Source organism: Salinibacterium sp. SWN167 (assembly GCF_015864665.1).
Lineage (GTDB): Bacteria > Actinomycetota > Actinomycetes > Actinomycetales > Microbacteriaceae > Rhodoglobus.
This window is the reverse complement of sequence record NZ_JADYWU010000001.1, coordinates 1,420,156-1,445,007: the sequence shown is the minus strand read 5'-3', so window position 1 is coordinate 1,445,007 and position 24,852 is coordinate 1,420,156. Positions and strand designations below refer to the sequence as shown.

Annotated in this window: 21 protein-coding genes and 2 tRNA genes; 12 read left to right on the top strand and 11 right to left on the bottom strand. The window is 61.6% G+C overall.

The window, feature by feature from the left end; translation table 11 throughout:
* Nucleotides 1–5: 5 nt before the first annotated feature.
* From ureB to I6E60_RS06925, 5 genes are read left to right on the top strand one after another with little or no spacing between them, the layout of a single operon-like run.
* Entirely contained in the window at nt 6–356 is a 351-nt protein-coding gene (gene ureB / locus I6E60_RS06945; RefSeq protein WP_197179450.1) for an urease subunit beta, read from the top strand.
* Nucleotides 343–2,046, top strand: a complete 1,704-nt coding sequence (locus I6E60_RS06940) for an urease subunit alpha (RefSeq protein ID WP_197179449.1) — start codon at nt 343–345, stop codon at nt 2,044–2,046. Before ureB ends, I6E60_RS06940 begins: the two co-directional genes overlap by 14 nt.
* On the top strand, nt 2,046–2,720 hold the full coding sequence (locus I6E60_RS06935) for an urease accessory protein UreF (protein WP_197179448.1): 675 nt from the start codon (nt 2,046–2,048) through the stop codon (nt 2,718–2,720). The genes I6E60_RS06940 and I6E60_RS06935 overlap by 1 nt, the downstream gene beginning before the upstream one ends.
* Nucleotides 2,713–3,480 carry an urease accessory protein UreG gene (gene ureG / locus I6E60_RS06930; protein ID WP_197179447.1) on the top strand — a complete coding sequence of 256 codons (768 nt, stop codon included), beginning with the start codon at nt 2,713–2,715 and terminating at the stop codon, nt 3,478–3,480. Before I6E60_RS06935 ends, ureG begins: the two co-directional genes overlap by 8 nt.
* Before the next feature lie 9 nt (nt 3,481–3,489).
* Nucleotides 3,490–4,212 carry an urease accessory protein UreD gene (locus I6E60_RS06925; RefSeq protein ID WP_197179446.1) on the top strand — a complete coding sequence of 241 codons (723 nt, stop codon included), beginning with the start codon at nt 3,490–3,492 and terminating at the stop codon, nt 4,210–4,212.
* Between the two features lie 56 nt (nt 4,213–4,268).
* Here I6E60_RS06925 and I6E60_RS06920 read toward each other — a convergent pair whose 3' ends face one another.
* Together I6E60_RS06920 and I6E60_RS06915 are read right to left on the bottom strand one after the other, a co-directional pair.
* Nucleotides 4,269–4,943, bottom strand: a complete 675-nt coding sequence (locus I6E60_RS06920) for an ATP-dependent Clp protease proteolytic subunit (protein ID WP_129071683.1) — start codon at nt 4,941–4,943, stop codon at nt 4,269–4,271.
* A gap of 2 nt (nt 4,944–4,945) precedes the next feature.
* Nucleotides 4,946–5,551: an ATP-dependent Clp protease proteolytic subunit gene (locus I6E60_RS06915; RefSeq protein WP_197124238.1), complete on the bottom strand. Its 606-nt coding sequence runs from the start codon at nt 5,549–5,551 to the stop codon at nt 4,946–4,948.
* Between the two features lie 119 nt (nt 5,552–5,670).
* On the opposite strand from I6E60_RS06915, the gene I6E60_RS06910 reads away from it, so the two are divergent.
* Nucleotides 5,671–6,159, top strand: a complete 489-nt coding sequence (locus tag I6E60_RS06910) for a tetratricopeptide repeat protein (protein ID WP_197179445.1) — start codon at nt 5,671–5,673, stop codon at nt 6,157–6,159.
* A 95-nt stretch (nt 6,160–6,254) separates the two neighbouring features.
* Nucleotides 6,255–7,211, top strand: coding sequence for a nucleoside hydrolase (locus tag I6E60_RS06905; protein ID WP_231601151.1), 957 nt, complete (start codon nt 6,255–6,257; stop codon nt 7,209–7,211).
* 108 nt (nt 7,212–7,319) lie between these two features.
* On the opposite strand, the gene tig is transcribed toward I6E60_RS06905, so the two are convergent.
* A complete protein-coding gene (gene tig / locus I6E60_RS06900; RefSeq protein WP_197124234.1) occupies nt 7,320–8,651 on the bottom strand; it encodes a trigger factor in 1,332 nt (443 codons plus the stop codon).
* A 35-nt stretch (nt 8,652–8,686) separates the two neighbouring features.
* A tRNA-Pro gene (locus I6E60_RS06895) sits at nt 8,687–8,760 on the bottom strand.
* A gap of 257 nt (nt 8,761–9,017) precedes the next feature.
* Here I6E60_RS06895 and I6E60_RS06890 point away from each other — a divergent pair.
* Nucleotides 9,018–9,091, top strand: a tRNA-Gly gene (locus tag I6E60_RS06890).
* Between the two features lie 109 nt (nt 9,092–9,200).
* On the opposite strand, the gene I6E60_RS06885 is transcribed toward I6E60_RS06890, so the two are convergent.
* Nucleotides 9,201–10,052 (bottom strand): alpha/beta hydrolase fold domain-containing protein, encoded by an 852-nt coding sequence (locus I6E60_RS06885; protein WP_231601150.1) that lies wholly within the window; start codon nt 10,050–10,052, stop codon nt 9,201–9,203.
* 66 nt (nt 10,053–10,118) lie between these two features.
* Nucleotides 10,119–10,292, bottom strand: a complete 174-nt coding sequence (locus tag I6E60_RS06880) for a hypothetical protein (protein ID WP_197124231.1) — start codon at nt 10,290–10,292, stop codon at nt 10,119–10,121.
* A gap of 187 nt (nt 10,293–10,479) precedes the next feature.
* Here I6E60_RS06880 and I6E60_RS06875 point away from each other — a divergent pair, with 187 nt between their 5' ends.
* Together I6E60_RS06875 and I6E60_RS06870 are read left to right on the top strand one after the other, a co-directional pair.
* Nucleotides 10,480–10,665, top strand: a complete 186-nt coding sequence (locus I6E60_RS06875; protein WP_197105935.1) for a DUF2510 domain-containing protein — start codon at nt 10,480–10,482, stop codon at nt 10,663–10,665.
* 52 nt (nt 10,666–10,717) lie between these two features.
* Nucleotides 10,718–16,156 (top strand): SCO7613 C-terminal domain-containing membrane protein, encoded by a 5,439-nt coding sequence (locus tag I6E60_RS06870; RefSeq protein ID WP_197179443.1) that lies wholly within the window; start codon nt 10,718–10,720, stop codon nt 16,154–16,156.
* 17 nt (nt 16,157–16,173) lie between these two features.
* Here I6E60_RS06870 and I6E60_RS06865 read toward each other — a convergent pair whose 3' ends face one another.
* Nucleotides 16,174–16,821, bottom strand: coding sequence for a response regulator transcription factor (locus tag I6E60_RS06865; RefSeq protein ID WP_231601149.1), 648 nt, complete (start codon nt 16,819–16,821; stop codon nt 16,174–16,176).
* Nucleotides 16,822–16,831: 10 nt separating this feature from the next.
* Nucleotides 16,832–18,202: a sensor histidine kinase gene (locus tag I6E60_RS06860; RefSeq protein ID WP_197179441.1), complete on the bottom strand. Its 1,371-nt coding sequence runs from the start codon at nt 18,200–18,202 to the stop codon at nt 16,832–16,834.
* A 264-nt stretch (nt 18,203–18,466) separates the two neighbouring features.
* Between I6E60_RS06860 and I6E60_RS06855 the strand changes: the two genes are divergently transcribed.
* On the top strand, nt 18,467–18,955 hold the full coding sequence (locus I6E60_RS06855; protein ID WP_197179438.1) for a Dps family protein: 489 nt from the start codon (nt 18,467–18,469) through the stop codon (nt 18,953–18,955).
* 53 nt (nt 18,956–19,008) lie between these two features.
* Here the strand turns inward: I6E60_RS06855 and I6E60_RS06850 are convergent, their stop codons facing one another.
* The 3 genes from I6E60_RS06850 to I6E60_RS06840 all read right to left on the bottom strand — a co-directional run bounded on the left by I6E60_RS06850 (nt 19,009) and on the right by I6E60_RS06840 (nt 22,129).
* Nucleotides 19,009–20,499 (bottom strand): amidohydrolase, encoded by a 1,491-nt coding sequence (locus tag I6E60_RS06850; protein WP_197179436.1) that lies wholly within the window; start codon nt 20,497–20,499, stop codon nt 19,009–19,011.
* Nucleotides 20,500–20,573: 74 nt separating this feature from the next.
* Nucleotides 20,574–21,641 carry an Fpg/Nei family DNA glycosylase gene (locus I6E60_RS06845; RefSeq protein WP_197179434.1) on the bottom strand — a complete coding sequence of 356 codons (1,068 nt, stop codon included), beginning with the start codon at nt 21,639–21,641 and terminating at the stop codon, nt 20,574–20,576.
* Nucleotides 21,641–22,129, bottom strand: coding sequence for a ribose-5-phosphate isomerase (locus I6E60_RS06840; protein WP_197124219.1), 489 nt, complete (start codon nt 22,127–22,129; stop codon nt 21,641–21,643). The genes I6E60_RS06845 and I6E60_RS06840 overlap by 1 nt, the downstream gene beginning before the upstream one ends.
* A 106-nt stretch (nt 22,130–22,235) precedes the next feature.
* Between I6E60_RS06840 and pepN the strand changes: the two genes are divergently transcribed.
* Entirely contained in the window at nt 22,236–24,776 is a 2,541-nt protein-coding gene (gene pepN / locus I6E60_RS06835; protein ID WP_197179432.1) for an aminopeptidase N, read from the top strand.
* Nucleotides 24,777–24,852: the final 76 nt, after the last annotated feature.

Below are 24,852 nucleotides of genomic sequence, written 5' to 3'. Positions count from 1 at the left end.
AAATCATGGCTAGTGCAAGCTCCGAGGGGCCAGGCGCCTTTAGAGTCCGCCCAGGAAGCATCGAGCTGAACGCCGACCGCACGGACGCGGAACGTATTCGCGTTGTCTTTCTCAATTCTGGCGATCGCCCAATCCAGATCGGATCTCATCTCCATCTGCCGGATGCCAATGCTGCCCTCCACTTCGACCGCGACGCAGCCTACGGCTTTCGGCTCGATATCCCCTCGGGCACATCGCAACGATTCGAACCAGGCGCGTCCCGAGAGCTCGACGCGGTGGCAATTCAAGGAGCGAGGCGTATTCCCGGCCTCCAGATTTCGCATGCAGGCAAGGAGCAACTCGATGGTATCCATTGACCGACAGCGCTACGCAGCAATCTATGGTCCCACTGCGGGTGACCAGATACGCCTCGGCGACACCGACCTCTGGATCGAAATCGAGCGAGACCTGACCGTTGGCGGAGAAGAAGCGGTATTCGGCGGCGGCAAATCGATTCGTGAGTCGATGGCTCAAGGCATGCGCACTCGTGCAGAGGGTGCGCTAGACACCGTGATCACAAATGCCATCGTGCTCGACTGGTGGGGTATTCAGCGGGCGGATGTCGGCATCAGGAATGGACGGATCGTCGCGCTTGGTCGTGCAGGAAATCCTGACATCGCCGACGGTGTCCATCCCCTTCTCGTGATCGGTCCGTCGACCGACGTGATCTCGGGAGAAGGTCGCATCCTTACCGCCGGCGGTATTGATTCGCATGTTCACCTCATCTCCCCTTCTCAGATTCATGAAGCGCTCGCCACCGGAATCACCACTGTGGTCGGCGGTGGCACGGGCCCGTCCGAGGGATCAAAGGCAACCACTGTCACGCCGGGGGCGTGGCACCTCGAGACCATGCACCGTGCAATGGATCGATTGCCAGTCAACTTGCTCCTATTGGGCAAAGGCAACACCGTCTCAGCCGAGGCGCTCAAGGAACAGGCCCTTGCCGGGGCTGGTGGTTTCAAGATTCATGAGGATTGGGGCGCAACGCCTGCAGCGATCAATGCGGCTCTGGAGGCGGCCGATACCTTCGGTCTTCAGGTCGCGCTGCACTCCGATTCCCTCAACGAAGCGGGCTATGTTCAGTCCACGATCGATGCGATCGCCGGGCGTGGCATCCATGCTTTTCATGTTGAAGGTGCTGGCGGTGGTCACGCCCCGGACATTTTGTCGATCGCCTCTCTGCCCAATGTCATCCCCGGATCAACGAACCCGACGCTCCCCCACACCACGAATACTGTGGCGGAACACCTCGACATGCTGATGGTGTGCCATCACTTGAACGCGTCGGTTCCGGAGGATCTCGCTTTCGCGGAGTCCAGAATCCGTGCCACAACGATCGCGGCAGAAGACATCCTCCACGACATCGGAGCACTGTCGATCACGTCGTCTGACTCCCAAGCAATGGGGCGAATCGGTGAAGTTGTTTCCCGCACGTGGCAGGTTGCCCACGTCATGAAGGCACGGCGTGGGTCATTGGGCGCCGCGCACCCGGCCGACAACGAGCGCGCACGGCGCTACATCGCTAAATACACAATCAACCCCGCCATCGGTCACGGAATCGATAAAGAAGTAGGGAGCATTGAGCCGGGCAAGCTGGCCGACTTGGTGCTGTGGGATCCGCGATACTTCGGCATTAGGCCCGAAGTTGTCATCAAGGGAGGCGGCTTAGCGTGGGGCGCTCTCGGCGATCCCAACGCCTCTATCCCCACCCCGCAACCGGTGCTCATGCGACCGTCATTCGCGGATGCCATTGGAGACCGGCTCTCACTCTCGTTCCTCGCGCAGGCTGCGATTGATGACGGCTTTGAGGAACGAATGGGCCTCGGGCGCACCGTTGTCGCCGTGCAGTCCACTCGGGAAGTGACCAAGCATGATCTGAAGAACAATGACACGCTCCCGAAGATCGATATTCGTCCAGACACCTTCGCGATTTCTATCGATGACGAACTTGTCGTGCCTGCTCCCGTCGATACTCTGCCTCTCGCTCAGCTCTACACGATGTTCTAATGGTCGACTCGGGGACGCTTGCGATGCTCCTCGCTGATGCGCGCCTGCCCACCGGCGGGCACACTCACTCGGCGGGAATGGAGCCTGCTTTGCTTGGCGGGCTTCAGCGAGACGACATCCCCTCGTTCCTCGCCGGCAAAACACGGTCGACCACACTCGTCGAAGCCGGAACGGCGGTGGTGGCACGGCATCAGTTCATCAGCGAAGCCTCGCCGTCGGAGATCGACGCACTAATCGCAGCCTGGGCGGCGAGAACCCCGAGCCCGGCGTTGCGCGACGCGTCCAGACTCCTCGGACGCGGCTACACAAGGATTGGCCGCACCGTGTGGCCGCACAGCGCGTCGATTGCGTTCTGCGCTCAGCTGAAGCAACCGCCCCGGGCTGTGGTTCTCGGGGCGATCGCGGCAACTACCCAGATGAAGCCAGCCGACCTGGTTCGTCTTGTCGTCTACGAAGAGGTTCAGAATGCGGCATCCGCTGTGCTGAAGCTCGACCCGATCGACCCCGCCACAGTGGTCACATGGGTGCTCAATGCCTGCGAGGCAGCCGAACCGTTTATCGACCAGCTTTCGCTCATCACCACGCCTGAGGCGATCCCCGCCTTGGGCGCTCCGCAAGCCGAAGGGTGGGCCGAGGCCCACGCTGTTATGAAGAAGAGGTTGTTCCGTGCTTGAAAACAACGCCCCCTCCCGCGCTCTACGCCTGGGAATAGCCGGTCCCGTGGGAACCGGAAAGTCGTCGCTCATCGCACTTCTGTGTCGTTCTCTGGGTGAGGAACTGCGACTCGGTGTCATCACCAACGACATCTACACGGATGAGGATGCGCGCTTCCTACGGTCCGCTGGAGTGCTGGATCCCGAACGGATCCGCGCAGTGGAGACGGGCGCGTGCCCACACACAGCGATCCGTGATGACGTGACGGCGAACCTGCTGGCTGCCGAAGACCTTGAAGCCGACTTCGCTCCCCTCGACATCGTCATCATCGAGTCCGGCGGTGACAACTTAACCGCGACGTTCTCTCCTGCGCTCGTCGACGCGCAAATTTTCGTGCTTGATGTCGCCGGCGGCGGCGACGTCGCGCGCAAGGGTGGCCCGGGCATCTCCCGCGCCGATCTACTCGTGGTGAACAAGACAGACCTCGCCCCCTACGTCGGCGTTGATGTGGAGACGATGGTCTCAGACGCGACTCACGCGCGCGAAGGTCGGCCTGTTGTTGCCCTGTCGCGAACGGATGACAATTCGATTGCCCAGCTACGGCTATGGGTGCTCGAAATGCTCGCCGCCTATCGCTCCGGAACCCACAGCCCCCAAGACCCCGGTCCGATGGCGCCGCATAGTCACCTCGATGAGGGCGGCCAAGCTGTGGTTCACACCCACAGTCCCAGTTCAGAGCACGACCACGACCACGACCACGACCACCCAGTGAGAGCATAAGGCGCACGTATGCAGTCCAACGCCGCGTCGCGAGTCACGCGAGTCTCGGTAAACGCGAACGCGTCCGGGAACGCGCGCGTGGAGTTGAGGGCAGGAATACTCATACCGCGACTCATCTCATGCACGGACCAGTCGGCGGATGTCGCGCTCGTCGCCGGGGGCGCGCTGTTACTCGGCGGCGACTCGATCAACATCGAAATCACGGTCGGTGCCGGTTGCCGCCTCGCGCTCGAGGATATTGGCGGAATGGTTGCATACGACGGTGAGGGGCAGTCCGCCTCCATGAGAATTCAGATCCGACTGCAGGCTGGAGCGCAACTGTCGTGGGCTACGCTCCCGTTCGTCATCGCCGATGGCGCACACGTCGAGCGAGTTCTCGACGTCACTTTGGACGACGGCGCTGTCGCTCTGATCCGGGAAACGCTCGTCTTAGGGCGCGAAGGGGAAAGCGGCGGCCGGGTCGTCACCCGCACCTGTGTCTCATCCAAATCTGTCCCTGTGTTGGTCGAGCAGCAGGACTTTGACGGAGGCTCACCGATCTGGGGTCACCTTGGTACCGAACGGGTGATGGATACTGTTTTACTCGCGGGGGCTCGGGCACCTGCGTCGTCCGCCGACCGTGGTGCGGTCGTACTCAATTTCGAACAACCGGGTGGTCTGGCGCGATGGCTGGGGAGAGAGACCCACCTCTCGCCGCTCGACGCCGTATGGCAAGAATGGGCCTTGGCGTAACGAGTTGAGGCGGTCACCCCATCGGGGTGACCGCCTCAGTTACGTGAAAGCGAGTGCTAGCTCGTGATCGCCGGCAGCGTCTTGCGGCTCGTGAGCACTTGGTCGATGAGACCGTACTCCATTGCCTCAGCTGCGCTCAGGATCTTGTCGCGCTCGATGTCCTTGTTGATCTGCTCTGGGGTGCGGTTCGAGTGGTGCGACAGCGTCTCTTCGAGCCAGCCACGCATGCGAAGAATCTCGCGTGCCTGAATCTCGATGTCCGATGCCTGGCTCGAGCCTTCCGACCCACCGCTGGGCTGGTGGATGAGGATGCGAGCGTTGGGCAGAGCCAAACGCTTTCCCTTGGTTCCACCGGCGGTGATCACGGCAGCCGCTGATGCAGCCTGGCCGAGAACAACGGTCTGAATCTGCGGACGAATGTACTGCATCGTGTCGTAGATCGCCGTCATTGCGGTGAACGATCCACCGGGTGAGTTGATGTACATCACGATGTCGCGGTCAGGGTCCTGGCTCTCGAGAACGAGAAGCTGAGCCATCACGTCGTCAGCGGATGCGTCGTCGATCTGCACGCCCAAGAAGATGATGCGGTCTTCGAACAGCTTGGCGTAAGGGTCTTGGCGCTTGTAGCCATAGGCCGTGCGCTCTTCGAACGTCGGCAAGATGTAGCGAGCGTCAGCATCCGGACGACCAATGCCGGCGGGAGCCTGTGCTCCGAGGTTAAAGTTCTCCATAATTAGTCCTTCTTGCCGGTTGCGTTGTCTTCAGTTCCGCCGCCGCCAACTACGTCGGAGGCGAATTCGCGGAGGTGATCGACGAAGCCATATTCGAGGGCTTCTTTGGCCGTGAACCAGTTGTCACGGTCGTTGTCGATGAGAACCTGCTCGACGCTCTTGCCTGTCTGCTCGGCGGTGAGCTCGGCCATGCGCTTCTTCATATCGAGGATGACGCCAGCCTGAGTCTGGATGTCAGCAGACGTTCCACCGAATCCACCCGACGGCTGGTGCAGGAGCACGCGCGCGTTGGGGGTGATGTAGCGCTTGCCCTTGGTGCCCGAGGAGAGCAGGAACTGCCCCATCGAGGCGGCAAGGCCAATGCCGACGGTGACGATGTCGTTCGGCACGAACTTCATCGTGTCGTAGATCGCCATTCCCGCGGTGATGGATCCACCGGGTGAGTTGATGTAAAGGTAGATGTCGCGCTTGGGATCCTCTGCGGCGAGCAGCAAGATCTTTGCGCAGATCTCGTTCGCGTTTGCGTCGCGCACCTCTGAGCCGAGCCAGATGATGCGGTCCTTGAGGAGTTGGTCGAAGATGCTCGAGACCAATGCCGGTTGGGCCATTGTTGCGCTCCATTTCAGTTATCGCGTGATACGAATCTATCCGAGTACGCGCCGCTATTCTGGCGTGTTCGCCCTAGGCAAAGTACCGCGTCGCCAGAGGCTGCTTGTAGGCTCGCCAAATGGAGCAGACTTGGCGCGATCGAATCGCAGATATTTGGGCCCACGCCGCGACAATGGCCGAGGGAGATGTTGTCGCCGCAATTGATGAGCTCGTCGCTGAACGTGCCCCTGATGACGCCGAAGCGTTGTTCGAGGCAGCCGGCGCGCGCGACTATGCGGGCCGCGAGACTGAGGCTGAGCCGCTATACCGCAGTGCTCTTAACAATGGGTTGGATGCCGCCCTGCGGCCACGCGCGATCATCCAGTTGGCCAGCACGCTGCGCAATCTCAATCGCGTCGATGAGTCGATTGCTTTGCTCGAGCAGCAGTTGCACGAGCATCCCGACGATGAGTGGACAGGTCCAACCGCCGCATTTCTCGCCCTTGCCCTCACCACTCGCGGCGATCCCACCCTGGGGGCCTCGGTCGCGCTGATGGCGTTGGCGAACTATTTGCCGATTTATCAGCGTTCGGTGCGCGGCTACGCAGCGGAGCTTGTGGCCGAGTAGCGTCACCCACCGCTTGCCACTGCAGCACTATGGCGCCCCACTCCCCTCAGTCGCCTCGGTGTCGGCAGGCTCCCCCTGACCATTAGCATTGCCGAATGCAGCAAATGATTCTCGACGTTGACACCGGCATTGATGACGCGCTCGCGCTCCTGTTGGCGGTGCGGCATCCGGGAGTCAACCTGCGGGCTGTCACGTGCGTCGCTGGCAATGCGAGTCTCGAGCAGGTAGTGCGCAACACTCTGACAGTCTTGGATGCTGCCGGGGCGGGCGACATCCCGGTTGCCGCTGGCGCTCAGCGTCCGTTGCTCTCGGAGGCTCATTCGGCCGCTCACGTGCACGGAGCTGACGGTCTTGGTGACATCGGTCTGCCCGAGTCGTCGCGCACTGTGGTGCCACTGCACGCCGTCGAATTGCTGCGTCGAGAAATTCTGGCGAGCCCGACGCCGGTAACGCTCGTGCCGCTTGCCCCCATGACCAACATCGCACTTCTCGTGCGCCTGTACCCAGAAGTATTAGACAACGTGGAGCGAATCGTCTTCATGGGAGGTTCAGCCTCCGTCGGCAATGCCACTGCGGTTGCCGAGTTCAATACGTGGCACGATCCCGAGGCCGCCGAAATCGTGTTGACCTCTGGCGCCCCCATCACCATGTATGGCTTAGATGTGTTCTATGCCGTGACAATCCCGCCTGAGGACATCGTTCGGCTCGCCTCCAGTTCCGAACCCGGCACGCAGCTCGCTGGGCGCCTTCTGCAGCACATTGTCACGGTAAAAGGCAGCGAGGTGCGCGTCGCCGGTGATGGACACGGCGATATTGGCGATGCGGGCGCGGTGTGTGCTGCGATCGATCCGGATGGACTCAGCACCACAAACCTGCCGGTGCGAGTAAGCCTGGCTGATCCTCTCACTCGCGGGCAAACGGTCGTGGATCATCGCACGGCTGGCCACGAACAGGCCGGAGCAGGAGATCCCCTTTTCCGCCGAATTGATGTGGCACTTGGCATCGATAGTGCTCGTTACGCGAAGCTGTTCCTCGACACGATCACTCGGTAACTCGGTAACTCGGTAACTCGGTAACTCGGTAACTCGAGCGAAACAGCCCGTTAACGACCTCACGGCCAACTAGATAACTAGTCGGCCGTGAGGGTAAAGCGAAGTGGTTTAGGACTCGTCGCTGGCGTCGTCTTCTACAACGACTTCTTCAGCGGCTTCGGGGTTAGCGATCGCCGTGAATGCCGAAACGTCTACCGCCTTGCCCTTGGTGTCAACGACCTTGGCCTTGCTGAGCACGACTGCGAGAGCCTTGCTGCGAGCGACCTCAGCAACCATGGCCGGGATCTGGCCGTTCTTGTCCAGGATCTGGATGAACTCGCCGGGCTCCATGCCGTACTGCTGTGCGCCCTGCACGAGGTACGAGGTGAGCTCTTCTTGGCTGACCTTGATCTCTTCGGACTCAACAATGGAGTCGAGCAGAATCTGCGAACGGAAGGTCTTCTCGCTTGCGATAACGACCTCGGCGCGGTGCTCGTCGTCTTCGAGGCGGTTCTCGTTCTCGAGGTGACGGTGAACTTCGTCTTCGACGAGCTTCTCGGGAACGGGAATCTCAACGCTCTTGAGCAGTTCGTCAACGATCTGGTCGCGAGCTTCTGCACCCTGGCCGAACGACTTGGAGCGCTTGATCTGCTCCTTGAGGTCTGCCTTGAGTTCCTTGATGGTGTCGAACTCGCTAGCCATCTGAGCGAAGTCGTCGTCTGCCTCAGGAAGCTCGCGCTCCTTGACAGTGAGGAGCGAAACGCTGATTACAGCGGTTTCACCCTCGTGGTCGCCACCGAGCAGTACGGACTCGAAGGTGGTCGATTCGCCGGCGCTGAGCGAGTCAAGTGCCTCGTCGATGCCTTCGATCAGTTCACCCGAGCCGAGCTCGTAGGAAATGCTGGTTGCGGAGTCAACCTCGGTCTCGCCGATCTTGGCGACGAGGTCGAGCTGAGCGAAGTCGCCCTTCGTGGCGGGGCGTTCGACGGTAACGAGCGTGCCGAAGCGGGCACGCAAGGTGTCGAGCTCGTCCTTGACATCGTCTGCCGAAACCTTGACTTCTTCAACCGTGAGGGTGAGCTCGTCGTAGGCGGGCATGTCGAACTCGGGGCGAACGTCTACCTCAATAGCGAGAACGAGGTCTCCGCTGAAGTCTTTGACCTCGGGCCACGTGACAATGTCTGCCTCGGGGCGACCGAGAACGCGAATTTCTTCTTCGGTGACTGCCTGGCGGTAGAAACCGTCAAGTCCGTCGCTGACCGCGTGGTTCAGGATCTCTTCGCGACCGACACGCTGGTCAACCAGCTGCGGCGGAACCTTTCCCTTGCGGAAGCCGGGGATGTTGATCTGCGAGGCGATGTGGCCATACGCGTGATCGATGCTCGGCTTGAGTTCTTCGGGGGTGACCGAGATGTTGAGCTTGACGCGGGTCGGGCTCAGTTTCTCAACGGTTGTCTTCACGTCGTGGATCTCCTGTAATTCGATGGTGTATTTCGTCGGGGCGACAGGATTCGAACCTGCGACCTCTCGGTCCCAAACCGAGCGCTCTACCAAGCTGAGCTACGCCCCGGGGCGCCGTGCTGTCTTACGGCCATGGCATCACGTAGAAATGCCGGTACAAATTTGACCTCGGCAAGTCTAGCCTGAGCGCGCACCGAATGTTGACGAGATACCAAGATCAATGTTTTTCGGGCCGCGCTTACAGCATTTACCGGGCCAGAACCCAGCAAATATGGGGCGGATTACGCGGGCAGCGATCTCGACTTCGTACTTTGCGAGGTTTCGGGTACAGTAATCCTCGGTACACAGCACGATCGGGTGCCAAGTGGGGATGTAGCTTAATGGTAAAGCCTCAGTCTTCCAAACTGATGACCGGAGTTCGATTCTCCGTATCCCCTCCACTACAGAACGAAGGCCACCTCGGTTGAGGTGGCCTTCGTTCGTTAACTGATCCACAGCATCAGGCCGCGCCATCCTTGACCGGATGCGTAGCGTGGTGGTCTTAGCTCGTCACACCGCAGAGCCACCGCACACGATTGCTCGTTCAACGATCGTGCGGGCGTGCGCAGCTTCAGGGATCGGCAGGAGTGGGTAATCGTGAATCATGCCCTCGCCAACGTGGAAGTCGAGGGCGATGCCTTCGTGCTGTGCGCGCTCACGCAGGCGCAACGCATCCGCGTGTACAAGGTCACGTGTGCCCGTGAAAAGGGTGATCGGCCCGAGGCCGGTGAGATCACCATGGATGGGGCTGACGCGCCAATCGCTCTCGTCGAGTTCGCCACGATATAGGGCGCCAGCCGCATGAGTGCCGGGAACCGCAAGCCAAGGGTCGCGCGGCGCAATCTCTGCGAGCATCGGATCCGTGCCGCTGATGTCGAGCCAGGGTGCGATGAGCACTATCGCGTGGAGCGGCGGAAGCTTGCGGTCTCGCAGCTCCATTGACACCGCCATCGTCATCCCTCCGCCCGAGGAATCACCCATGATGCTGACGTTCTCGGCACCGACGTCTTGGACAATCGACTGAACGATCGTTGCTGCGCGATCGACGATCACGGCAGCACGCCCTTCTGGCGCGAGCGGCATGATCGGTACCGCGAACGTTGTTCCGGTGGCACGCACGAGGCGGGCAATGAATTTCCAGTGCAACGGATTGATCTGAAATACATACGACCCACCGTGAAGGTAGACGACGTGGCCGGCATTCGTTGGCGTCTTCGGCGCGATCGTAAACACAGGCCAGCCGCCAACTTCGCGGGACGACACGTTCACGTGCCGAGAAATCGATGCGGGAGGCTCGAACGAAACTGGGTTCTTTCGAAGCTCATCGATCCGCGCAAGAGTGCGCTCTGGATCGCTGAACATGCGTTTTGACCCTCGCAGGGTTAACGCAAGTGGAGCGAGCCGACTAAGAAGGCTCGCCATGGTGAGCTAGCTATCGACGCGCTTCATGACGTGAATGGGGATGAAGACGCCCAGCGTGGTAACAAGCAGGCCGCCGATGAATACGACTGACTCAAGGCCCTCCACGTAGAAAGCTTCGCCCATCATGTAGATGCCGCCCACAAAGAGCACGAAGGAGATTACGAAACCGAAGATGTTCACGCCTCCATCTTACTCATGTGGGGCGGAACTCCGAAGTCGCCCGCGCCGCCGAAAGTGACCTCTTGTCATGGCTCGCGCGTGCCCCCTATACTGGGGATAGCCGTTACCCCCGAACTGATCCTCCGCGGCTGGATCGAACGCCACACCCGTATCGCCCCTCGTGGCAGGGCAACTTTGGACTCCCCCGATGTCTAACACTGCAACCCAACTTCCTCCCTTCGGCTGGTACCCGGACCCCGCAGGCAGCCACATGCTGCGCTGGTGGGATGGCAAGGCGTGGACTAACCGTCTCGAAAAGCCTCGTCCCGAGATCCAGGCTGCGAATGGTTACAACCACAATCAGTCCACACTTTCGCGCCTTATCGCTTCTTAAGCTTTAGTCAGCGATACTCTGGGGCTTCCTCCCGAAAGGAAGTCCCGAGTACATGGTTGATGCACCGCGTTCGTTCATAGAGCACGTCGGTCACGTTCTTTTTCCTCGTGGACCGCTCGACCTCACAGATACTTCGCGATGCCCGGCGTGCTTTGTCGCGCTCCCGCCTTCCGCAGTTTGCTCGCAATGTGGGCTTGATCTCAATCACCCGGATGCCGCCCTTCTCCGCGAAGAATCGCTCGACGTCGCAGCACTGCTCGAGTCCCGGCTCGAGCTCATCGGCAAGATTCGTTTCGAGACCGCAGCCGAACGCAAACGCGTTCGTGACGAAGCTCGGGATGCCGAATACGCTGCGCTCGAAGCTGCGACAGCACAACGCGCAGCCCGCGCGGCCGCCATGTTGCAATCCAACGATCACACCGTTGCGGACCAAGAAACGCCGGCTCCGATCGAGGCTCCGGCGCATCCGCAGTTCCCGCAGCCCACGCCCAGCGCTGCTCCCGCGCCGCAAGTATCCACGCCGGCCGCTTCGGCGACGCTGACTCCCGTTTCAGCTCCACACGATGCTGAAGCCACAGCTCCGACAACGATCGACGCCCCCGCTGCTCGCTCCCACGCGGGCATCCAAGTCATCCTGCTGATCGTGGGAGTGTCGCTGCTCTCAGTCGGCGCAATCTTCTTCCTTATCTACGCCTTCATTAGCTTTGGGCTCATTTGGCGGTCAGCGATCATCGCAACCATCACTATCGCCAGCATCGTCGGCGCAACCATGGTGAAGAAGCGTGGGCTCACTGCTACCGCTGAAGCGCTATCCGCGCTTGCCGTCGTGCTTGTCGGGCTCGATATCTACGCTGTGCGCGCTAATGAACTACTTGTCGTCGGCGACTCTGCCGGCCGCACGTACTGGGGCTCAGCGATGATCGCCGCTGCGCTGGGATTCATATGGTGGCATCGGGCAAGCACAATCAGGCTCGTCAATGTGGTGGCGTTCGTGGCTTTCCCGCCCGCAGCTGCCCTCGTCGTCGCCGGCGTGGCCGACGGACGCTTCCACGAGGCTAATGTGCTGCTCCCTATGGTGGCGTTCACCACCGCAACGCTGATCTACCTCGTGGCTGCGCACGGAGAATACTCGGGGCGAGTAGAGCGCACGACCATGATCGTTTTCGCCTACTTGGGGCTCTCGATCGGGTTCTTCAGCGCAATTATCTCTCTGTTCGTCTTGTCAGAATCCGCTGGCAATCGCTCGACGGGAATCTGGCTCCTCGTCTTAGGCACGGTAGCGGCAATCCACAGCGTCGCGGCTCATCGTGCGGCCTTCGATCCGATCATCCGCAACACCTTCGCAATGATCGCGGGTCTCACGATTGCGACAGCAGTGTCGACTCTCTTATCGAACGACTCCCCTATCGCGGTGTTCTCCATTGTCGCTGCACTCACCACCCTTGCGGTGCTGAGCGAGGCGAGCGGGCGACACTACGGCGCGACAAGCCGGAGTACCACCCTGTGGGCATCGCTCGGCGTGTGGACGATTACCGCGATTGCGCTGATCGCGCCCCTCAGCGAGTCGCTCTCTGTAGCGCTGCAGTATTTCTCTCAGACGTCACTGCGCCGCACTACCGCGGCGAGCGCTCCGTTCGCCATCAGTGACGACGGCTGGCCTCAGCTTGCCATCCTCAGCGTTCCAGCGATTATGGCGTTGGCGTGGTGGGCCACGCGCCAACTCCGCGGTCGGCTTTCTTTACTGCTCGCGAGCGCAGGTGCCGCGCTTGCCCTGGCAGCGCCGCTGGCCGGAACACTGCTGCTCGCTGTCGCGGTGTGGCTTGCGCTAGCTGTACTGGCTGTCGTGGCGATCGGTGTGAGCCAACGCCACCGCCCCGGACTGCGCCTCAGCACAGCCATTCTTGCGCTGGGCGGCTTCACACCCTTAGCGCTTGCCTTCGGTTCAGGATGGTCGAGCTACGGAACGTGGCTTCTCGCCAGCCTCGGCACAGCGGCCGTGCTCTTTGCTGCCCGCTACCTCGTGACCGTTGTTTCAGTTCGCACGACGATGCTGGCCTTAACGACGCTTGTGCTGTTGCTCGCGGCTGCGGGCGTGGGAGAACAGCTGCAGTTTGCGCTCACTCCCCTCGATCCCCATCCGCTCGAATCCTGGATGACCGTCTCCGTTCTTGCCGTCGTCATCAGCGCGCGATCGCTCTGGCCCCGCACCCGCGAAGTGACCGCCCTCGAACGACAGGTTCTGTGGTGGATAGGGTTTGTCGGCACCGCAGTTGCGGGCACCATTCTCTGGGTAGCAACAGGCAGCGGGGCCCCTTTCGCGAACGCACCACTCGCCCTGAGCCTCACCTCTATCAGCCTGCTCGTCTCTGTGCTGTTTGTCACTGTGCTTATCGTCACCATGCTGAATAACACCGCGCTGCTTGCCCGAGCATCAGCAAATACGGGTGCTACGAACGCTGCGAGCGGAACGAGTGCACTGACAGGGCGCTCTATCGAAAGTTTCGTTGCCGCTGCGGCGCTCGCGCCCGCGCTGGTGTGGGCACTCGATAGTGCGAGCCGTACGGCTGGTCTCGGCGCTATAGCGATCGAGTTAGCGCCGGCCACGGCATCCGTTCTCGTCGGAGCGCTCACGATGACCCTGCGTGTGCGGGGCCGCCACACATTCGTGCGACGTATCGCTGAACTCAGCGCGCTCACCGTTGCACTGTTCACCACAGCGAGTGCAATTCTTCAGCCCCACGAGACACACTGGCTGATCGCGCTTCTCGTGTCGATCACCCTTCTGCTGGCATCGATCTCCGCCGACGGAATCGTAGGCTCAGCTTCGCCACGGCGCTTTGTTATCTGGGGTGCGGTCGCGTTCTCCACGTGGGCCTTGTGGTTGCGCCTTGAGCAATATCGGGTCGAAGCTCTCGAGGCCTATGTGCTGCCGCTTGCCACGGTTGTGGTGGCAATCTCGATCTTTACGGCCAGAGCAGAACTACGCGAATCCCGCCTGCGTTCTGGCGCGTTCATCGCTCTCGCTGGACTCCTTATTGCCGTTGTGCCGCTCGCGCTGAACTCCGCAAGTGGCTCAGGCACCAGCACCCTCGTCATCTCCGCCCTGTGTGCGGCGCTCCTGATGGCCGCGTCGTTCATTGCGCCGCGCGAGTCGTTGCTCAGTTTCTGGGGAATCGCCGTTGTCGCCTCAGCCACGGGACTCATCACCGCAACAGCAGCGCGCGTTCTCTATTCCGTGACCGCCGCACCGAGTGCGCTGCCCGAAGCTGAAGTGTGGCTCATCGGCGCTGTAGCCCTCATGACGATCGCGAGTTTCGGGCTCGCCTCCGCTGGTTTCGCGCGTGTCTCGCACTCCACCCTGTGGCAGCGGTCGGGGCCCGTGCTGCTCGGCGCCGCCGTGACACTGCTGTATGTGGTTGAAGGCATCATCGTGATCGACCCGTCCACTTCGTCGACACCGCTCACTGACATCCGGGTGCTTGCCTTAGTTGCTCTCGGCGCAGTGCTTCTCGTGGTGGGCGCACGCTTCACGACTCCGCCTCTCACTCCCCACGTGACCTACCTTGCGTTCGCTCTCGCGTCGTTCATCACACTCGCTACCTACGCCTTGGGCGTTGTGCAGTACCTCGAGTTCTGGCTGATCGCCGCCATCCTTGGCTACGGGATGATCGCACGAGCACTGATTATTCGATCGCGTGAGGTCGCGATGCTCGAACCGCAAGCACTCTGGTGGACGGGCTTCGGCGCGACCGCATTCGCCGGAGCACACTTCTGGAACGCAAACGTCGTCGGCGGATCAGGAGTCACAGCTCCTTTCATGCTCGATGTAGCCGTCATCAACACCCTGGGTGCCGCGCTCCTCGTCGTGGCGTTGAGCTTCACCATTTTCGCGCGAGGCGCACACACGTTTGTGCCCGAGAACGTTGCCGCAGCGGCAGCTCTCGCCCCAGCGACCGCCTGGCTGTTCGATAGCACCGGTAGATTACTCGAGCTCTCGGTGGTCGTGATCGAACTAGCTCCAGCAACCGCAGCCGTGCTCGTGGCAGCATTCAGCATGATTCTGCGACTGCGGGATCACCGTAGTTCCGTTCGTCGAGCAAGCGAGATCAGTGCCCTTACGGTTGCCGCAATCGCGACGGTGAGTGCGGTGATCGAGCCACAGAGCACACCATGGCTGATCGTATTGTTTGTGTCGGTCGCACTGCTTCTCAGTTCCATTTCGACTGACGGAGTGTTCGGGTCGGTATCGCTTCGCCGCCACATGGTGTGGGCTGCGGTGGCGTTCGGCACGTGGGCACTGTGGCTTCGACTCGATCAGGCCCGCGTCGACGCTCTTGAAGCGTACGTTTTGCCTCTCAGCGCCGTCGTGATCGCCCTCTCGATACTGATTGCACGCGCAGAGCTGAGAGCGGCGCGGCTAGCTTCCGCACCGGCGATCGCTCTCGTCGGCCTCCTCATTGCAGCGCTTCCCCTCGCACTCAATGCTGCGGACGGCAACGGACTCCGCACTCTCATCATTGCCGGGCTCTGCGGAGCTCTCTTAGTCGCTGCCGCTTTCGTAGAACCACGCAGCGAGCTCATCGACTTCTGGGGCGTCGCAATCATTGCGTCCGCATCCGGGCTCATTCTCGCGACCGCGTCACGGGCGTTCATCCTGCTGTCTGAAAATAGAGGACTGTTGCCCGAACTCGACTCCGGTCTGCTGGTCGCAGTTGCGCTGCTGGCTCTCGCCAGCTTCGGTGCCGCTGCCAGTGGATTCTCTCGTGACGAAAACCGCCCGGGATGGGCAGCCATGAGCGAAGTGCTGCTCGGCAGTGCCCTCGTGTTGCTCTACGGAATAGAAATTCTGGCGTTGCTCGGCACAGACCAGCGAAACGCGTCGGTCGACGCCGTTCGCATCATTGGCCTGGTGGCACTCGGCAGCGTTCTTCTCGTGCTCGCGGCTCGTGCCTCTACACGACCGCTTACCCACCGCATGAGCTACCTCGCTTTCACTCTCGCCAGCATCCTTGGTGTGATCGGGTATTTCGGAACGCTCGTGGAGCCACTCGAGTGGGTGTCCGCGCTTCTCGGGGTGGCTCTGCTTGCCCACGGAGGGCTGCGGATGGTGAGCGACCCGGATGCGCGCAGCATGCAGTGGCTCAGCGGCGGCCTCGTTGTGCTGCTGGCCCCCAGTCTCATCGCGACGTTTGTTGACACCGATAGCGCGGGAACTCAGTGGCGCATTGTTGCTCTCGGTATCGTCGCCGTGACGATCATCGTGCTCGGAGCATGGCTGAAGCTCAAAGCGCCCCTCATCATTGCCACCGTTGTCGTTCTCATTCACGCGTCGCACACTTTTGCTCCCGCGCTCATCAGCTTCTACCAGCTGACCTCGTGGTGGCTGTGGGCTGTGGTCGGTGGCGCGATCGTGTTGTTCCTCGGCATTACGCTCGAGCGGCGCATCCGCGATCTCAAGACGCTCAACACCAAGTTCAGCGCCCTTCGCTAAGCAAGAAGAAGGCGACGCTAGCGCTGGAGCCAGGTGAGCACCGCGAGAACGCGGCGGTGGTCGCTGCCCGAATCTTCGAGATTCAGCTTCTGAAAAATTGCCGTCACGTTCTTTTCGACCGCGCCAACACCGATGACGAGCTGTTTGGCGATAGCCGTATTCGTGCGGCCCTCCGCCACCAGTGTCATGACCTCATGCTCCCGCGGCGTCAATGACATCAACGGATCCTGCCGACGGCCAACTAGCTGGGCCACAACTTCGGGATCAAGCACCGTGCTACCGGCAGAAATCCGCTCCACCGCATCCTGCAGCTCATCCAGCGACGCGACGCGGTCCTTCAAGAGGTAGCCAACCCCGCCGCGACCTGACGACAAGAGTTCTTGCGCGTACACAACCTCGACATACTGCGAGAGAAGGAGGATGCCGAGCTGGGGCCGCAATTCACGCAAGCGAATAGCAGCGCGCACTCCCTCATCCCGAAATGTGGGCGGCATGCGCACATCGAGCACCACAAGATCGGGAGCACAGTCATCGAGGTTCGCGAGCAGTTCATCCGCATCCCCGAACGCACCGACAACATCGAAGCCGGCTTCGACGAGCACACGCACGAGCCCTTCGCGCAGCAGTACCGAATCATCAGCAACAGCGACGCGCAAAGGGCTCATGCGCTTAAGACTAGAGGTCAACGGGCGCCCGATCTGCACTCAGCTTGGGCAAAGGCAGCCGCGCCGTTACCGTCGTTGGTCCGCCAGCGGGGCTCTCGATCTCGAGGCGTCCGCCGACACCGCGAACACGCTCTTCGATGCCAGCAAGACCGTGGTCGGCGAGCACCGCGGCGCCGCCCTGGCCATCATCCGTGACCTGAACGAGGAGCCAGGGACGGCCATCCGATTGCTCGGTGAGAAGCTGAACGGAGGCATGGCCAGCGTGAGCGTGCTTGGCGACGTTGGTGAGCAATTCAGCGACAACGAAGTACGACGCACGCTCGACTTCGCCTGGAAGAACGAGCGGGGTCGGAAGCTCGGAGGTGAGCGTCGTTGGCACAGCTGCGCGCGCCGCTACTGATTCAAGGGCTGCCACAAGGCCACGGTCGAGCAAAAGTGGCGGTGCGAACCCGCGAGACAGCGCCCGCAGTTCTTCGAGCGCTTCAGCCGACTGCGCTTGGGCTTCCGCGAGCAACTGGCGAGCCTTGTCTGGATTGGTATCGAGCTGGCGCTCGGCGGCCGCAAGATCCATTTGCAGTCGCACTAGACGCTGCTGCGGGCCATCGTGGATGTCGCGCTCGAGCCGACGAAGCGAGTGGCCTTCCGCCGAGAGAGCGGCGCCGCGCGACTCCTCAAGTGACTGCACTTCGCGGCGCAGGCCATCCGATTTGAATGCAGTGAGGGTGCCGCGAGCCAGCCACCACTGCGTCATGACAAGGCCGCGGGTTACGAAAGGGAGGGTTGCGATGAAGATCAGGCCAACAACGAAAGCAACAATGTTGTCGGCAATCTCGAGGTTCCAGCCGGTGGTGTTGACGCCAACGAGTCCGAAGAACCACTCTCCGAGTGACCAGTCGGGGTCGCCGGTTTGCACTTCGCCGTCGAGGAACCAGGAGAAGATTCCAGTGAGTCCGACGGTGAGCCATACGAAGGAGATCGTCCAGGTGATGATGGTGAGAATGAAGCCAAGAATTGTGGTGTGCAGCAGGTAGAGCCAGTAGTGCGCGTTGCCGAGGGTGGCGCTGAGCCAGCCGCCGAATCCGGTAGCGGCACGATCGTCTTGCCAGTCGGGACGCTCTAGCCGAGCACGACCAGTCCATTCCAAGAGGTTGACGTGAGCCAGCCCGAAGCCGCGGCCGACATACAACGCCAGAATCATGACGAAGAAGCCGATGAGGAAGACCGCGAGCGTGCCGATGCCGGTGGCGACGAGAGAGATTGTCACGCCGAATCCGGTCATCGCAATCGGGAAGCCGACGATCAGGTACAGCAGCTCTTTGGGCGTGGTGCGCCAGAGCTGCCAATAGGGATTGTGGGGCTTCGTCACTGTGTCTGTAGTCATTGGTCTCTCGCTTTAGTCTCGCGCATTGGCGGGGCGGATGTTCGTCTCCTACAGAATCGCGGAATCGAGACACACTCCCCAGCGTGGATGCACACAAACCGGCGGTGGGGATATCCCCCGTGAGCGTGCTCTGCGTTGCGGGCTGGCATCCATTAGGCGCTGCCAGAAACCCCGCTTTGCGGCGGGTTAGCGTTGCCTCAGCTTGCTTGTGAAATTTTTGAGGCTGCGTAGCGTTGTCTTTGTAGAACAACGAAGGAGCACACAATGACCGAAATTAAAGCAGTTCCGCAGACCTCAGCAGACCCTGATGTCACCTCGGGTGTTGCCCAGTTCTTGGCCCCCGTGGTCACCGATCTCACGGCGCTGTCGATTGACGGCAAGCAGGCACACTGGCACGTTCGCGGCGCGAACTTCCAAGCCATCCACGAACTTCTCGACGACATCGTCGACCATGCCCGCGACTGGGCTGACACAGCCGCAGAGCGCGTTGTTGCTCTCGGACTCCCGATCGACGCTCGCACGCAGACCGTTGGCGCCAACGCGACCACGCCCAGCATGACCGCTGGCTTCCAGCAAGCTGATGACGTTATCGCTGAAGTAATCGCTGCGATCGATGCCACTCTCGTGACCGTCCGCACCGCGGTTGATGAGCTCGGTGAGCTCGACAAGGTCAGCGAAGACGTCGCAATTGAGATCGCTCGTGGGTTGGAGAAGGACCGCTGGTTCCTCTTCGCTCACCTCGCCACCAAGTAACGTCTCTGGCGGTCGCTTTGCCTGCCACTAGTTGCGCCTACGATTCGTCGTAGCTACAACTGGTTGTGAGTGAAGCGCCCGGCCAGGATTGTCGCGTCAACCCGCATCGCCCGCAGTTCTTCACCGCTGCAGTCGAGCGGGTTTTTGCGTGTCACGACAATGTCGGCCACTTCGCCGACGGCGATGGTCGACTGGGCTGACGCCGTGAGGGCTTCGGCTACAGTGATGCGCTGTTCGGGATACCACGGCTCCCGCCCATCGCGACTGCGACTCACAGCCGACGCGATCGCTGCCCACGGGTCAAGCGGAGCAACCGGAGCATCCGATCCCATCAGCAGTTCGATGCCAGCGTCGAGCATGGAGCGCAGCGCGATCGTGCGGTGGTTGCGTCCGGGCCAGAGAGCGTCCGCTACATCACGGTCGTCCATGGCGTGTTCGGGTTGCACGCTCGCGGCAATGCCGAGAGCCGCGAAGCGAGGCAGGTCCGACTCAGAAAGCGACTGCGCGTGCTCGATGCGGCCACGGCATCCGACAATTTCAAAAGCATTGAGGGCAAGAGTGTTCGCGTCATCGCCGATAGCGTGCACGGCGGGCGAGAGGCCAGCGCCACTGGCAGTGCGGATCCACTCGACGAGTTCGTCAGCGGGGATGTTGAGCACTCCCCTGTTGTGTGGTTCGCCCGGGTAGTGCTCGACGCAGTACGCGGTGCGGGTGTTGAGCGACCCGTCGGTGATGATCTTGAATGGGCCCACTTCGAGCAGCGGTGCCAGCTGTTGACCGGTGGTGAGGCCTTCGAAGATGGCGCGTTCGAGAAAGCGCGGGTAGACGCCGACGCGCACCCGAAACAGGTCGAACCCTTCGAGCATACGGCGCTGCCAGTTCTCGAACTCCCACGTCATTTCGAGGTCGACAATGCCAACGACACCGCGGGATGCCGCTTCCGCAGCCCCGTCACGGATCCAGCCATCAAGAATGTCGGGTTCCACTCGGCTGAGCGCGCTTCCGACAGCGAAGGCTTCTTCTTCGCGCAGGAACCCGGTGGGGTGGTCGTAAAAACCGAAGCGTTCGAGGGCGAGGCTGTTGAGCCAGCAGGAGTGCAGGTCGCCGCTGACGAGCACGACGGCGATGTCGGAGACCGCGGAGTCAAGCAGTTCGCGGGTGGGTTGGTCGGGCCAGAGAGCATCGCGGAAACCTTGACCGACGATGATGCCGTCGGATTCGGGAAGAACTGAGGTCGCAAGAGTGACGGCGACTTCGGTTGCTGATGTCGTGTGGCTGAGGTCGAGACGCTGCGACTGCTGCGCCCACATACTGGAATGCACGTGCTGATCCCAGAGACCGGGCATGATCCAGCGGCCGTCGAGGTCGACGGTTTCGGTTTCGGGGTCGGCGTCGGGAGCGGAGTCGGCGTCCGCGCCGGGAGCGGTGTCAGCGGCCGCGGGCGCGCGGTGCGGCTCGATAGCGACGATGCGTCCCTCGGCGAGGGTGACATCGACCAGGGCAGAGGCATCGTCGCCGACGATGCGCGCGTTAGTCAGTTTCACTCGGCAGTGCCCTTGTCATTTCTGCGGCTAGTTCTGAGCTAGCGTACGCGTTGTTCGGGGGCGTGTAACGCACGTCAACCTTTTCGCGGGCGCGTGCCGAGCGGTGCTTGGCAGCTGGGGCACCAATACAGCTTGCGACCCGCAGCGATCTCCATGACGATGTTCGTGCCACACACGCGGCACGGCAGTCCTTCGCGGTGATACACCCAGTGGCGGTCATCCCGGCTGGCGAGCGCCGCCGTGTAGTCGTCGCCAGTGAGCCCATCCATCGTCATCATCTGGCCGGTACGCACACCGGTTTCGAGCAAGTGGGCCCAGTCGCGCCAGAGTTCTCGCAGCAACTCTTCAGGGATGAGCTTGCCCGGCGTATGCGGGTCGAGGCGAGCACGGAACAAAATCTCGGCGCGGTAGACGTTGCCGATGCCGCTGACGACCGACTGATCCATGAGCAGCACGCCTATCGGTGTCTGCTTCTTTCGAACGGTCGCCACAAAACGTTCTTCGCCTTCGCCATTGTCGTCGACGAGAGGGTCGGGCCCGAGCTTGTTGAGCGCGACCTGCACCTCGTCGGGATTCAGCACTTCGCACGCGGTGGGCCCGCGCAAGTCGGCGCAGGTATCGGTGGTGAGGAGCCGCACTCGCACGGCACCAATGGGCTCGGGCGGAAAGTCTGAGACGTCGTCGGAGGCTTTCTCTTGCTCCGACATGCGCAAGCGAGTGCGGCGCGGGGCACCAATGCTCGCGAGCGAGTCTTCGTGCTCGCCGACGACCGAGTTACCCGCGCCAGCGGCGGCACTGCTCAGCTCGCCCGAGCCGTCAGCATCTGCACCATCCACAAACGTGCCGTGCTGGTTGGTCTGCCCCATGCGACCGGCGGCCGATGCCGTCGTCGCGTCGGCGGTGAAGTTGCCCGCGAAGTCCCAGGCTCCGTAGAGCCCGAGGTGCACGCGCAACCAGCGGTCGTGCTCAAACTCGAGGAACATCTGCTTGCCCACGGCTTTGGCGCTGAGCATCCGAAGTCCATCGAGGCGTTCGGCTCCCGCGGCGAAGCGGCCTTGCGGAGACGACACTGCGACGGTTTTGCCGACGAAGTGCAACGCGAACTGGCGCGCGATGCGATGTACGGAATGCCCCTCAGGCATTAGAGCGCGAAGGGGTGCGCTGCGATGGCGCCGGTGGTTTCGTATTCGGCAAGCTGGGCGATGCGGCGAGAGTGACGCTCGTCGCCCGAGAAGGGCTCCGCAATGAAGAGGTCGATAAAGCGCGTGGCTTCGTCGACGGTGTGCTGGCGGGCACCAATAGAGATGACGTTGGCGTCGTTGTGTTGGCGGGCCAGAACGGCGGTCGAGTCGTTCCAGACGAGGGCGGCGCGGATGCCCACGACCTTGTTGGCGGCCATTTGCTCACCGTTGCCCGAGCCGCCGAACACAACACCGAGGGCGTCAACACCGGCAGCCTGGTCGGCGGCAACACCACGGGCTGCGGCGATGCAGAACCCGGGGTAATCGTCGAGAGCGTCGTAGGCAACGGGGCCGTGATCGATCACGTCGTGGCCAGCATCGATGAGGTGCTGCTGCAGGGTGGCACTGAACTCGAGGCCGGCGTGATCGGTGGCGATATGGATGCGCATTCCTCCAGTCTAGGGTCGCGAGCATCCGCTAGTGCCTACTTTGAGGGGTCGCGGCATAAGGTAGATAGGTGCGGTCACAAACCGCCCCAACACGAAGGAGTTGTACGTGCCCGGAGAGAACCTCACCCGAGTTGAAGCGCAAGAACGCAAAGCGATTGTCAACGTTGACAGCTATGAGATTGCGCTTGACCTCACTACGGGTCCTGAGACGTTTAAGAGCAGCACGACTGTTCGCTTTACTGCCACTGCTGGCGCATCCACTTTCATTGATTCGATCACCCGCACGGTTGATTCGGTCACGCTCAACGGCACCGCACTGGATGTTGCTGCCGTGAACGATGGTGTGCGCATCCAGCTCGACAACCTTGCTGAGAACAACGTTCTTGAAGTTGTAGCGGATGCCGAATACACCAACACCGGTGAGGGCCTGCACCGCTTCGTTGACCCCGTTGACGACGAGGTGTACCTCTACTCGCAGTTCGAGGTGCCCGATTCGCGTCGCGTCTTCGCTGTGTTCGAGCAGCCTGACCTCAAGGCCACGTTCCAGTTCACGGTGACGGCACCGGCACGCTGGGCTCTGATCAGCAACTCGCCAACGCCCACTCCGGTAGTGGATGGCGAGAACGCCACGTGGGAGTTCCCGCCCACTCAGATCATGTCGAGCTACATCACCGCGATCGTGGCGGGCCCGTATGCCGAGGTTCGCGACGAGCTCACCTCGAGCGATGGCCGTGTCATCCCCCTCGGAATCTTCACGCGTGCCTCGCTGAGCGAGTACCTCGATGCTGACTACATTTTCGAGAAGACCAAGCAGGGCTTCGAGTACTTCGAGAAGCACTTTCAGTACCCGTACCCCTTCGAGAAGTACGACCAGATGTTCGTACCCGAGTTCAACGCGGGTGCCATGGAGAACGCGGGCGCTGTCACGTTCACCGAGACGTATGTGTTCCGTTCGAAGGTGACCGACGCCATCAAGGAACGTCGCGTTGTCACGATTCTGCACGAGCTGGCTCACATGTGGTTCGGCGACCTCGTCACCATGAAGTGGTGGAACGACCTGTGGCTCAACGAGTCATTCGCCGAATGGGCATCGACTATCGCCACCGCTGAAGCTACCGAGTGGACCGAAGCGTGGACCACGTTCGCGGCCATGGAGAAGAGCTGGGCCTACAAGCAGGACCAGCTCCCCTCGACGCACCCCGTCTACGCCTCGATCAACGACCTCGATGATGTTCTCGTCAACTTCGACGGCATCACCTACGCCAAGGGTGGTTCGATTCTCAAGCAACTCGTTGCCTGGGTTGGCCTCGAAGCGTTCATGGCCGGCGTTGCGGCGTACTTCAAGAAGCACGCCTACGGCAACTCCGAGCTCAAGGATCTGCTGGTCGAGCTGGAGAAGACCAGTGGCCGCGAGCTCATGGAGTGGAGCAAGCTCTGGCTGGAGACCGCTGGCGTGAACACGCTGCGCCCGGATGTCGTGACTGCCGAAGACGGAACCGTCGAAAGCTTCGCGATCGTTCAGACCGCCACCGAGGACTACCCCACGATTCGCCCGCACCGTCTGGCTATCGGTTACTACTCGCTGGAGGACGGCAAGCTTGTTCGCCACCACCGCATCGAGATCGATGTTGTGGGCGAGCGCACCGAGGTTCCCGAGCTCGTCGGCACCACGCGCCCCGACCTCATCCTGATCAACGATGACGACCTCGCGTACGCGAAGATCCGTCTCGATGACTCGTCGCTTGCTGTCGCGATGAAGCATCTCTCTGACATCACTGACCCGCTGGCTCGCGCCATCGTGTGGGGTGCCGCGTGGGATGCTGCTCGTGATGCTGAGACTCCGGCCAGCGATTATGTCGCTCTGGTTCTCGGCAACATTGCGTCGGAGACCGAGTCGACCACCATCCGCACCACGCTCGCGCAGCTGGTTCTGGTGGCTAAGCAGTACGTTGCTCCGGAGCGTCGTGCGGCCACGATCGAGAAGATCGGCGACACCCTCTGGGGTCTCGCTCAGAGTGCTGAGGCTGGATCGGATGCTCAGTTCCAGTTCGTGAAGTACTTCGCGAATGTGGCATCGACCGAACAGCATGTCACGGTGCTGCACGCTCTGCTCAGCGGTTCGACCACGCTCGACGGTCTCGAAATTGACACTGACCTGAGCTGGGAGCTTCTGGAGGGCCTCGTGCTCAACGGTGCTGCCGGTGATGCTGAAGTGGATGAGGCTCTCGCCAAGGACAAGACGGCGAACGGCCAGCAGGCCGCGGCCCGCGCTCGCGCCACGATCACCACGGAGGCGGGCAAGCAGGCCGCCTTCGATTCCCTCGTGAAGAGCGACAAGGCTCCGAACGCGATCGTGCGCAACGTGACCATGGGCTACACCCACGTGAACGACCCCGCTGTGCTGGAAGCTTTTGTGGCTCCGTACTTTGAGGCGATCAACGATGTGTGGACGAACCGCAGCTACGCGATTGCCGAGACGGTTCTCCGTGGCCTCTACCCGGCACCGCTGGCTAGCCAGGAACTCGTGGATGCCACGAACGCCTGGCTCGAGGCGAACCCCGATGTGCCGGCGCTGCGCCGCATCATCGTGGAAAACCTTGCGGGTGTTGAGCGTGCACTGATCGTGCAGGCTCGCGACAACTCCTAACCCCTTTCAGCCGCCTCACGGCGGGCATGCTGGGGCCTAGCGGTGACTACACAGAAGTCACTCGCTAGGCTCCGAG